Annotated in this window: 12 protein-coding genes; 7 read left to right on the plus strand and 5 right to left on the minus strand. The window is 74.1% G+C overall.

The genetic code is table 11. The features are described 5' to 3' along the window. Nucleotides 1–17: 17 nt before the first annotated feature. From ACZ6IM_RS20175 to ACZ6IM_RS20190, 4 genes are all read right to left on the minus strand, one after another. Entirely contained in the window at nucleotides 18–1,325 is a 1,308-nt protein-coding gene (locus tag ACZ6IM_RS20175) for a M14 family zinc carboxypeptidase (protein ID WP_052840883.1), read from the minus strand. A gap of 13 nt (nucleotides 1,326–1,338) precedes the next feature. Continuing rightward, a complete protein-coding gene (locus ACZ6IM_RS20180; RefSeq protein WP_469557882.1) occupies nucleotides 1,339–1,551 on the minus strand; it encodes a hypothetical protein in 213 nt (70 codons plus the stop codon). A 179-nt stretch (nucleotides 1,552–1,730) separates the two neighbouring features. Next, complete coding sequence (locus ACZ6IM_RS20185) at nucleotides 1,731–2,243, minus strand: DinB family protein (protein WP_052840882.1); 513 nt, start codon at nucleotides 2,241–2,243, stop codon at nucleotides 1,731–1,733. 25 nt (nucleotides 2,244–2,268) lie between these two features. Beyond that, nucleotides 2,269–2,895, minus strand: a complete 627-nt coding sequence (locus tag ACZ6IM_RS20190; protein ID WP_052840881.1) for a class I SAM-dependent methyltransferase — start codon at nucleotides 2,893–2,895, stop codon at nucleotides 2,269–2,271. Between the two features lie 146 nt (nucleotides 2,896–3,041). Here ACZ6IM_RS20190 and ACZ6IM_RS20195 point away from each other — a divergent pair, with 146 nt between their 5' ends. Beyond that, a complete protein-coding gene (locus tag ACZ6IM_RS20195) occupies nucleotides 3,042–3,638 on the plus strand; it encodes a helix-turn-helix domain-containing protein (protein ID WP_469557886.1) in 597 nt (198 codons plus the stop codon). Between the two features lie 61 nt (nucleotides 3,639–3,699). On the opposite strand, the gene ACZ6IM_RS20200 is transcribed toward ACZ6IM_RS20195, so the two are convergent. Beyond that, a complete protein-coding gene (locus ACZ6IM_RS20200) occupies nucleotides 3,700–4,623 on the minus strand; it encodes a LysR family transcriptional regulator (protein ID WP_052840879.1) in 924 nt (307 codons plus the stop codon). Between the two features lie 122 nt (nucleotides 4,624–4,745). On the opposite strand from ACZ6IM_RS20200, the gene ACZ6IM_RS20205 reads away from it, so the two are divergent. From ACZ6IM_RS20205 to ACZ6IM_RS20230, 6 genes are all read left to right on the plus strand, one after another. Next, nucleotides 4,746–5,576, plus strand: a complete 831-nt coding sequence (locus ACZ6IM_RS20205; protein ID WP_052840878.1) for an oxidoreductase — start codon at nucleotides 4,746–4,748, stop codon at nucleotides 5,574–5,576. A gap of 170 nt (nucleotides 5,577–5,746) precedes the next feature. Then, a complete protein-coding gene (locus tag ACZ6IM_RS20210; RefSeq protein WP_469557891.1) occupies nucleotides 5,747–6,892 on the plus strand; it encodes a DUF4190 domain-containing protein in 1,146 nt (381 codons plus the stop codon). Between the two features lie 147 nt (nucleotides 6,893–7,039). Next, nucleotides 7,040–7,792 (plus strand): GntR family transcriptional regulator, encoded by a 753-nt coding sequence (locus ACZ6IM_RS20215; protein WP_052840876.1) that lies wholly within the window; start codon nucleotides 7,040–7,042, stop codon nucleotides 7,790–7,792. A 425-nt stretch (nucleotides 7,793–8,217) separates the two neighbouring features. After that, nucleotides 8,218–8,409, plus strand: a complete 192-nt coding sequence (locus ACZ6IM_RS20220) for an SPOR domain-containing protein (RefSeq protein ID WP_469557893.1) — start codon at nucleotides 8,218–8,220, stop codon at nucleotides 8,407–8,409. A gap of 51 nt (nucleotides 8,410–8,460) precedes the next feature. After that, a complete protein-coding gene (locus tag ACZ6IM_RS20225; RefSeq protein ID WP_469557896.1) occupies nucleotides 8,461–8,895 on the plus strand; it encodes a (deoxy)nucleoside triphosphate pyrophosphohydrolase in 435 nt (144 codons plus the stop codon). A gap of 22 nt (nucleotides 8,896–8,917) precedes the next feature. Next, nucleotides 8,918–9,373 (plus strand): ATP-binding protein, encoded by a 456-nt coding sequence (locus tag ACZ6IM_RS20230; RefSeq protein WP_052840873.1) that lies wholly within the window; start codon nucleotides 8,918–8,920, stop codon nucleotides 9,371–9,373. Nucleotides 9,374–9,515: the final 142 nt, after the last annotated feature.

Here is a 9,515-nt window from a genome sequence, read left to right on the forward strand (position 1 = left end):
AGGACTGCTCCGGCGCCTCAGCGCTCCAGCGCGCACTCCGCCGCCGCCAGCACCGTGCGGGCCTGGAGTTCCACCTGGTCGGACACGGGCACCCAGCGCAGCCGCAGGGACGACTCGAAATCCGTGCACCAGGTGGTGAAGAGTTCGTCCAGCTCCAGGCGGAGTCCGGTAGCCGCCGGATCGTCGGCCGCCAGCAGGAGCCGCAGCAGGAGCCCCGCCGCGCGCAGCGGCTGGCGGCGTGCGACGACCTCCAGGGCGCTGATCCCGGCCGTCGTCAGCCGGGGTGAGGTCTCGGCGCGGGGCCCCTCGTCCTCCGCCTGCCGGACCAGGGGCACCCAGGCGTCGGCCACCAGGTCGTACAGGTCGTCGGCCATCCACTCCAGTACCCGTCTGGGCGGGCTGTCCTCGGCCGGCGGCAGGAAGCCCCGGGCCTTGTCGAATACGGCGGTCACCTGCCGGCCGCCCTCCCGCACCAGCCCGGACAGCTCGCGCAGGGCCCCGGCCGGGTCCGGGTGCGGGGACAGGTCGTCGGCCGTCTCGGTGGCCCACAGGGGGACTTCGACGATCGCCGTGACACCGTCGTACGCCTGGGGCGCGCACCAGGTGGACCGCCCGATGTTCTCAGACCCGGCCGCCAGCCGGGCGGTGCTGTCCGGCGGGGGCAGGACGTGGATGCCGGGGGCCGGGTTCTCCCAGTACAGGGCGTCGTACGTGCCGTGCTGGACCGGGACGCCGACCGCGGCGGCGGACGCGCGGAAGGGCGCCGCGAGGCCCGGGAGGTCACGGGTGAGCTGGACCCAGGTGCCGCCGACGTCGACGCTGTGCAGCGAGCACTGGAGCACGGGCCGCAGCTCGTCGATCGCGTCGAGCAGCGCACGGCTCTCCGGCATTCGCCGTCCCTCGATGGGCGCCCACTCCGGCTGCTCCGCCGCGACCGGGCGGAAGGCGGCGCGGTAGTAGCCGTCCAGGGGGTGTCCGGGGCCGGCCGTCGCCGCTTCGAGTCCCTCGCTCAGGGCCGCGCCGTCCGGGTCGAGGCACAGGACGACGTCCCAGGTGACGGCGTCGGGGTCGGTCGCCGTGGACCGCCGGTCCCCGTCGGCCACCCGCTCCGCCAGCGCCAGCGCGGTCGCGCCGCCCACCGGCTCGTCCGAGTGCGGCCGGGCCACCACCAGGACGTGGCGCGGCCCGTGGCCCACGGACAGCATCAGGATCGGCCGGCCGGCCCGGGACGTGCCGATCCGGCGCAGGCGGCAGGCCCCGGGGAACCAGGAGACCAGCCGCCGCGCCGCCTCGGTGACTGCCGCGACCGTGAGGTAGCGGTGCATGGGCGCGTCCCTGTCAGGCGCCGCCGTTACCGCCGCTGTCGCCGGTGGTTTCCTTCTTGTCCAGCGGACGGATCTCGATCTTGTTCGCCATGCCGTCTCCTTCCGATGGTGCCTGTGAGGCCTGTGATGCCTGTGAGGCCTGTGCCTGTGGTGCCTGTAATGCCCGTGGCGCAGGTGGTGCCCTGGATGTGCGGGACACATCGTGCTCCTGCCAGCGTTCGCTCACCCGGTCACCGGTGTCAACGTCCCGTGGTGCCCGTGCGGTCGGGAAGTGCGGCGTCGCCGCGGAATTGACGGCGCACGCGATGCACCCGCGGACCTTCGTCGCGCTGCCGGCACCGGTGGCCAGGTGGCGCAACCGCCGCGCACGCGGGTCCGCGGGCGCGACCTGAGGGACCGGCCCCGTCAGCGCCCCGTCGTGCCGTCGATCAGTTCGCGCACGATGTCCGCATGGCCGGCGTGGCGGCCGGTCTCCTCGATCATGTGGGTCAGGGCCCAGCGGACGCTGGGCGCGGGGCGGCCCGGGCGGGACCTGGGGAGCGGTTCGCCGAGGTCGGCGCAGGCGTCGAGCACGCGGTTCGCCCGATCGACGGTCTCGCGGTAGCGGGCGACGACCTCGGCCACGCCGTCCTCGGGCGCGGCCCGGAAGGTGGCCGGCCAGCTCCGCACCTCCTCCCCGAGGAAGAGCGCGCGTTCGACGTGGGTCAGGTGGTTGAGCAGCCCGAGCAGGTTGGTGCCGGACGGCACCGCGGCCGTGCGGACCTGCGGTTCCGGGGCGCCCTCGACCTTGCCGGCGACCGAGGTCCGCAGGTAGTCGAGGAACCCGCGCAGGGTCTCCGCCTCACTGCCGCCGGTCCGGGGCGGCGGGGTGTCCCGGCGGTGGGTGCGGTGGTGCGGGGAGCGGTGGGCGGTGGGCACGGTGTTCTCCTTGGGACGCGCGCGGTCAGCCCGCGCGGCGGACGAGCAGGACGTGGTCGACGACCTCGGCGGTGCGCCCGCCGGGACCGGTCGCGGTCCGGCGCGGGGCCGCGGCCCGCTCGACCCGCCAGGTCGCCGGGTCCAGAGCCAGGTCCGCCGCGACCTCCTCAGGGGACGGGTACCGCGCGTCGGGGTCCTGGTCCCACGACCACGGCGCGGTCGAGCCGTGGTCGACGACCAGCAGCCGCCCGCCCGGGCGCAGCGCGTGCGCGGCCGTACGCAGGACCGACGCGCGGTCCAGGCCGAAGGGGGTGTGGAGGTAGTGGGCGCAGACCAGGTCGAACCGGCCCTCGGGGAAGGACGCGCCCAGGTCGTGCCGTACGGCGTCCACCAGGCCGCCGAGGCCGTGCGCGCGGGCGATCCCCGCGAGCCGTTCGGCCGCCACGCCGGAGATGTCCACGGCCCTGACCCGCCAGCCCCGCCGGGCCAGCCACAGTGCGTCACCGCCGCTGCCGCACCCCAGGTCCAGCGCGTCGCCGGGCGGCAGGGCGGCGACCGTCTCGACGAGGCGGACGTTCGGTCGCGGGGTATCGGGCGCCGGGCGGGCGGCGTACACGCCGTCCCAGAACGTGACCGCGTCGGTGGCGCTCATCGGAACTCCTTCAATTGGCATTCGGTCGGCTCGATCGCCTGGGTCGCCTCGGTCGGCTCGGCCCGGCGTGAGCAACGGACGTGGCCAGTCTTGACAGCGGTCGCACGATCCGGCACGGAAACTTGCCGTTATGACAAGGTGACCCGATGGACGCCGGAACGGACGACGTACTCGACGCGGTGGGCCCACGACTGCGCGCGCTGCGCCGCGAGCGGGGCATCACCCTCGCCCACCTCTCGGCGGCGACGGGCGTGTCGGAGAGCACCCTGTCCCGGCTGGAGAGCGGGCAGCGCCGCGCCACCCTGGAACTGCTGCTGCCGCTCGCCCGGATCTACGACGTTCCCCTGGACGACCTCGTCGGCGCCCCGCGCACGGGCGACCCCCGCATCCACCTGAAGCCGATCCGGCGCTACGGAATGGTCTTCGTGCCGTTGTCCCGGCGGCCGGGCGGCACCCAGGCCTTCAAGATGAGCATCCCGAGCCGCCCCGCCCCGCTGGAACCGACCCCGCAGACCCACGAGGGCTTCGAGTGGCTGTACGTGCTCGGCGGCCGTCTGCGGTTGCTGATCGGGGAGCGCGACCTGACGCTGTCGCCCGGCGAGGCGGCCGAGTTCGACACCTCCCTGCCGCACTGGCTGGGCAGCGCCGACGGCGGCGCGGTCGAACTGCTGGTCCTGTTCGGGCTCCAAGGAGTGCGGGCCCATGTGCGCGGCGGCGGTGCCGGGGGAGGCGTGGACGACTGAGCGGCCGTCCGGGCGGTGGCCTAGAACGGACGGGCCGGGAACGGACGGGGCCGGGCCGCCGTCAGGCGGGGTCCGTCACCCGGCGGCACGCCTCCGCGTACCCGCGCACCAGCGTCCGCCCCTCGTCCTCGCGGCGCCAGGCCAGTGCGTAGCGGCTCGGGGACAGGTCGCGGACCGGGCGGGTGGTGACGCCGCCCAGGGTGATCAGCGGGGCGTTGCCGCCGGCCACGAGGCAGATGCCGAGGCCCGCGACCAGGGCCTCGTACGTCTCCTCCGTGCCGGAGATCTCGGCGCCGACGCGCGGTGGGCGGGCGGCGGACCCGCCGAGCGCGCGCCGTTCGTCCACCGCCAGCCAGAAGTCGCGCAGCACGCCCGCCTCCGGGGGCAGAGCGAGGAACGGCTCGTCGGCCAGGTCGGCGAAGTCCAGTTCCCCGCGGGCGGCGAGGGGGTGGGTGTCGGGGAGGGCGACCAGGCGGGGCTCCTCGGCGACCACCGTCCAGGCGTAGCGGTGGGCGTCCGGCAGCGGCAGCCACACGTACGCGACGTCGGCCGTGCGGTCGGCCAGGCCCGCGGTCGGGTCCTGCCAACTCGTCTGCCGCAGCCGCAGGACCGCCTCCGGGTGGGCCGCCGTGAAGCGGGAGCGGATCGCCGGCAGCAGACCGCCGCGACCGGGGCTGGTGCTCATGCCGACCAGCAGGGTGGCGCGCCGCGCGGCACGGGCCGCCTCCACCGCCGCCGCGCCCTCGGCCCAGCCGGCCAGCACCCGTCGGGCGTGCGGCAGCAGCGCCGCCCCCGCCTCGGTGAGGGTCACGCCCTGATGGGTGCGGTGGAACAGCTCGGCGCCCAACTGCCGCTCCAGCGCCCGGACCTGCTTGCTCAGCGCGGGCTGCGACACGTACAGGCGCTCGGCCGCCCGCGTGAAGTGCAGCTCCTCGGCCACCGTCACGAAGTAGCGCAGCTCCCGCACGTGTACGTCCGTCGTCATAACCGTTGGTTATCACCGTGGGTCTTGGACCGGCAACCCGCTTGTGGCCCAGGGTGGTTGGTGTCGGAACAACGGATGCCGGAACAACGGATGCCGGAACAACGGACACGCGGGGAGTCGGAATGAACAAGGTGTGGCTGATCACCGGGGCGAGCAGCGGCTTCGGGCGGGCGCTCGCCGAGGCGGCCCTGGGCGACGGCGACGTGGTGGTCGGCGCGGCACGGCGCCCCGAGGCGCTCGACGACCTCGTGGCCGCGCACCCGGACCAGATGGAGGCGCTGCGCCTGGACGTCGCCGACACAGCCGCCGCCGGGGACACCGTAGGGGACGTACTGGCACGGCACGGCCGGATCGACGTACTCGTCAACAACGCGGGCCGCACGCACGTCGGCGCCCTGGAGGAGACCGGCGAGGACGAGTTGCGCGCGCTGTTCGACGTGCACGTCTTCGGCCCGGCCGCGTTGACGCGCGCGGTGCTGCCGTCCATGCGGGAGCGGCGCTCGGGCGCGATCGTGCAGATGAGCAGCATGGGCGGGCAGCTGTCCTTCGCCGGCTTCTCGGCGTACAGCGCCACGAAGTTCGCGCTGGAGGGCCTGTCCGAGGGGCTCGCGGACGAGGTCCGGGACTTCGGCGTCAAGGTGCTGATCGTCGAGCCGGGCTCCTTCCGCACCGGCCTGTTCGAGGCCGGCAACGCCGGGATCAGCGCGGACAGCGGCGTGTACGCCAAGGTCGGCGAGACCCGCGCGATGATCGCCGCGGGCGACGGCAGCCAGCCCGGCGACCCCGCCAAGGCGGCCGCGGTCATCCGGGCCGCCCTGGCGGCCGAGCACACCCCGCTGCGCCTGCCGCTGGGCGACGACGGCGTCAGCGCGGTCCTCGGCCACCTCGACCAGGTCCGCGAGGACGTCGAGGCGTGGGAGAAGCACAGCCGGGCCACCGCGTTCGACAACTGAGGGGCGCCGGAAGGCCGTTGCCCACACGTCGGAACCCGCGTCCGACCGCGCCCGTGCCGCATCAGGAGTCCGTCGTGCCCTCGTCGCTGAGGTCCGGCTGACGACGGCGCGGGCGCCGCTCGGATCGCCCCGCGCACCGGCCCCGCGCGTACCGCGCTTACGATGAACCCGTGTCCATGCCGCCCCCGCCGGGACCCCAAGGGCAGTACCCCCAGGGTCCGTACGCTCCGCAGTGGGGCCGGCCCCTCACGCCGTACCCCCGGCAGGCCCCCGTCAGCGGGCTCGCCATCGCCGCGTTCGTGCTCGGTGTCCTGTGCTTCGTGCCCGCGGTCGGTCTCGTGCTCGGACTGATCGCGCTGGCCCGGATCCGGAAGCGGGGCGAGCGGGGCAAGGGCTTCGCGGTGGCCGGTTCCGTGCTGTCCGGCGTGGGGCTGGTCCTGTGGGTGCTGACGCTCTCCACGGGCGCCGTCGGCGACTTCTGGGACGGCTTCCGGGACGCGGCGCGCGGCGATGGCACCGCCTACTCCCTCGAGAAGGGCCAGTGCTTCACCACTCCGGGCGGCTCCCTCCAGGGAGTGACGTACGACGTCGACGAGGTGCCCTGCGCGCAGGAGCACGACGGCGAGGTGTTCGCCGCCTTCGACCTGCCGGACGGTTCCTACCCGGGCGACGCGGAGATCACGCGCGCCGCCGACGACCGGTGCTACGCCCTTCAGGACGGCTACGCGATGGACCGGTGGGCGCTGCCGGCCGACGTCGACGTGTACTACCTGACCCCGACCTCCGCGAGCTGGCGGACCGGTGACCGCGAGATCACCTGCCTGTTCGGGAACACGGACGAGCGGGACACGCTGACCGGCTCGCTGCGCAACGACGGCGCGCGGCTCGACCCGGACCAGCACACGTACCTGCTCGCGGAGGGCTACCTGAACCGGGCGATGGACGAGGTGCCCGCCGCGGAGGCCGTCGAGGACGACTTCGCGGGCTACCGGGTCTGGGCGGGGCAGGTCTCGGAGGCGCTCAGGGGCGAGATCGCGATGCTGGACGGGCACGACTGGCCCGCCGGCGCCGAGCGCCCGGTCGCCGGACTGACCGAGGACCTGCGGACGGCGCAGCGGGAGTGGGGCATGGCGGCGAAGGCCGCCGACCTCGACGCGTACTACGAGCACTACGGCAAGGGCTACGACCTCGTGGTGGCCGACAGCACGGTCACCGCCCGCAAGGCTCTGGGCCTGGCCATCACACCGCCGGACTACGAGGGCGGTGGCGGGGGCGAGGGCGACGGCGGGGGAGACGACCCCGGCGTGGAGGTGTGAGAGCGGCCCCAGTGGGGAGAAAGTGCCTGCGTAAAGCCCTCCGGCCACACAAGTCATCACATCGAGTGATTCTTTGGCCTTTGCTTGCCTGAGCCAACCTACGGTTGCCACGCTGTTGCTGTCTGTACAACCTGATGGGAGCGGCCAGTGACATTCGGTGAGCAGCCGGCGTATCTGCGTGTCGCGGGTGATCTCCGCAAGAAGATCGCCGACGGCCTGCTGCCGCCCCATACCCGCCTGCCGTCCCAGGCGCGGATCCGCGAGGAGTACGGCGTCTCGGACACCGTCGCGCTGGAGGCCCGCAAGGTGCTGATGGCCGAGGGGCTGGTCGAGGGCCGCTCCGGTTCCGGCACCTATGTGCGCGAGCGGCCCGTCCCGCGGCGCGTCGCCCGCTCCGGGTACCGGCCGGCCGGCGGTGCCACGCCCTTCCGCCAGGAGCAGGCCGACGCCGACGCGCACGGCACCTGGGAGTCGCGCAGCGAACAGGCCGAGGCGAGCGGTGCCGTCGCCGAGCGGCTGGGCATCAAGCCCGGTGACCGGGTGATGTGCACGCGGTACGTCTTCCGGGAGGCCGGTGAGGCGGTCATGCTCTCCACGTCGTGGGAGCCGCTGGACCTGACCGGCCGCACTCCCGTGATGCTGCCCGAGGAGGGTCCGCTCGGCGGCATGGGTGTCGTCGAGCGGATGGCCGCCATCGACGTCGTCGTCGACAACGTCACCGAGGAGGTCGGCGCCCGTCCCGGCCTCGCCGAGGAGTTGCTCGCCCTCGGCGGCGTGCCCGGGCACGTGGTGCTGGTCGTCCACCGCACGTTCTATGCCTCCGGGCGCGCGGTGGAGACGGCGGACGTGGTCGTCCCGGCCGATCGGTACCGGGTGGCGTACCACCTGCCGGTCAGGTAGCCCGTCAAACGAGGCCCCGGCCTTGGGAGTTCACGCACCCCGGCATGCCCTGCCGCGACGCGGGACGGCGTGCGGCGGTGTGAGATGGCGCACGCCTGTCGTGCGCCTCCCGTGCTCCACGACCCCGCTCGCACACCCGTCCGGGGTCGCGGTTCCCTGCGTGTCGGCGCCGCAATCCGGTCGTTCCCCCAGGTCGACCCGCCCGGCCCCGCCATGCCTGTGACCGGAAGCAACGGGGTGCGCAGACGGCGCGTTCCGCGTCGTGCGCCCCCTGCGTTCTGGCTGGTTGCGTACCTCTTTGTGCAAAGCCGTGTTCGCTCCGTGAAGGTTGGGCGTAGGCTCGGGCATATGCGGATTGCGGTTTCCTTGGCGGGCGGGGCGAGGCAGGTGCCGCGGGCGGCGGGAACGGGAAGTGGAGGGGCGCGATGAACGACAGCACGGTCACTCTGCCCTGGCTGGTCTTCCGGCAGGACGACAACGGCAATCGCTACCGCGTGGGCAGGTACGCGACCCGGGCGGAGGCCCAGCAGATCGCGGACACCCTCGACGGTCGCGGACACCGGCAGCTCTACTGGGTCGAGAAGCTCGGCACGGCCGGGACGGCCACGGGGGACTGACGCGCGGCGGCGCCGGCCGGGCCCGGCCGGCCAGGCCGTAGGCTCCGGCGCATGACGGAACGGATCGTGGTGGGCGCCGCCCTGGTCGAGGGCGGACGTCTGCTCGCCGCTTGCCGCAGCGCACCCGCCGAACTGGCCGGACGGTGGGAGCTGCCCGGCGGCAAGGTCGAGGCGGGCGAGACGCCCGAGGCGGCGCTCGTGCGCGAACTGCGCGAGGAACTGGGGGTGGCGGCCGAACCCGGTGAGCGCGTCCCGGGTCAGTGGCCCCTGCGGGCGCCGTTCGTCCTCCAGGTGTGGACCGCCCGCCTGCGCCCCGGCTCCGCCGCCCCCGAACCTCTTGAGGACCACGACGAACTGCGCTGGCTGACCCCCGCCCAGATCTGGGACGTGCCCTGGCTCGGCCAGGACGTACCGGCCGTAGAGCGGGTGCTCGCACATCTGGGACTCGACACGGGGACCCCGGCGAGCGGTACTGGGCCCGGATAAAGGGTATGTGCCCATTAACCCCATGAAAACGGGCAACTATGGGTCGTCGGCCGGGGAAGTGATCGGCGTGAGTGACGGCGAGGGCGACTGTGCGGAGTGGGTCTTTCCCGCGGCGCCGGACGCCGTGCGCATCGCCCGCTCCCTGGTCCGCCGGACCCTGGGCGAGTGGCGCCTCGACAGCGTCGGGGACATCGCCGCCCTGCTGGTCAGCGAGCTGGTCACCAACGCCCTGCGGCACGCCACCGGCCCCATCGGCGTCCGGGTGGTGCGCGGCCCCGCGGGAGCCGCCGGGGTCCTGCTGGTGGAGGTCTCCGACCCGCTGCCCGACCCGCCCCGCGAGCGCGCCGCCCGCCCCGACGACGAGGACGGCCGGGGTCTGCAGTTGGTGGCGTCCGCCGCGCGTCGCTGGGGGACCCGCCCCGGCGAGGCGGGCAAGACGGTGTGGTTCGAACTCACCCTGCCGCTCGGTCCTGTCTGACGATTCCCGCCTGCCCGCGGGCGACGACGCGAATTGTCGGACAGGCCCTAGTCTTCTGAGTCAGGAATTCTGTTCAGTTGTGTAGGGTTGCCTGGTGGCGCGTACTGGGCGGCCGAAGGCCGAGTTGATCCTGTCGGATGCG

It is taken from the genome of Streptomyces sp. NPDC042336 (assembly GCF_055581985.1).

Coding starts and splice junctions, on each gene's coding strand:
- ACZ6IM_RS20200 (WP_052840879.1), bottom strand. CDS start 4,623: ATGACGACGGACGTACACGTGCGGGAGCTGCGCTACTTCGTGACGGTG.
- ACZ6IM_RS20225 (WP_469557896.1), top strand. CDS start 8,461: ATGACGGAACGGATCGTGGTGGGCGCCGCCCTGGTCGAGGGCGGACGT.
- ACZ6IM_RS20230 (WP_052840873.1), top strand. CDS start 8,918: ATGAAAACGGGCAACTATGGGTCGTCGGCCGGGGAAGTGATCGGCGTG.
- ACZ6IM_RS20205 (WP_052840878.1), top strand. CDS start 4,746: ATGAACAAGGTGTGGCTGATCACCGGGGCGAGCAGCGGCTTCGGGCGG.
- ACZ6IM_RS20175 (WP_052840883.1), bottom strand. CDS start 1,325: ATGCACCGCTACCTCACGGTCGCGGCAGTCACCGAGGCGGCGCGGCGG.
- ACZ6IM_RS20220 (WP_469557893.1), top strand. CDS start 8,218: ATGAACGACAGCACGGTCACTCTGCCCTGGCTGGTCTTCCGGCAGGAC.
- ACZ6IM_RS20195 (WP_469557886.1), top strand. CDS start 3,042: ATGGACGCCGGAACGGACGACGTACTCGACGCGGTGGGCCCACGACTG.
- ACZ6IM_RS20190 (WP_052840881.1), bottom strand. CDS start 2,895: ATGAGCGCCACCGACGCGGTCACGTTCTGGGACGGCGTGTACGCCGCC.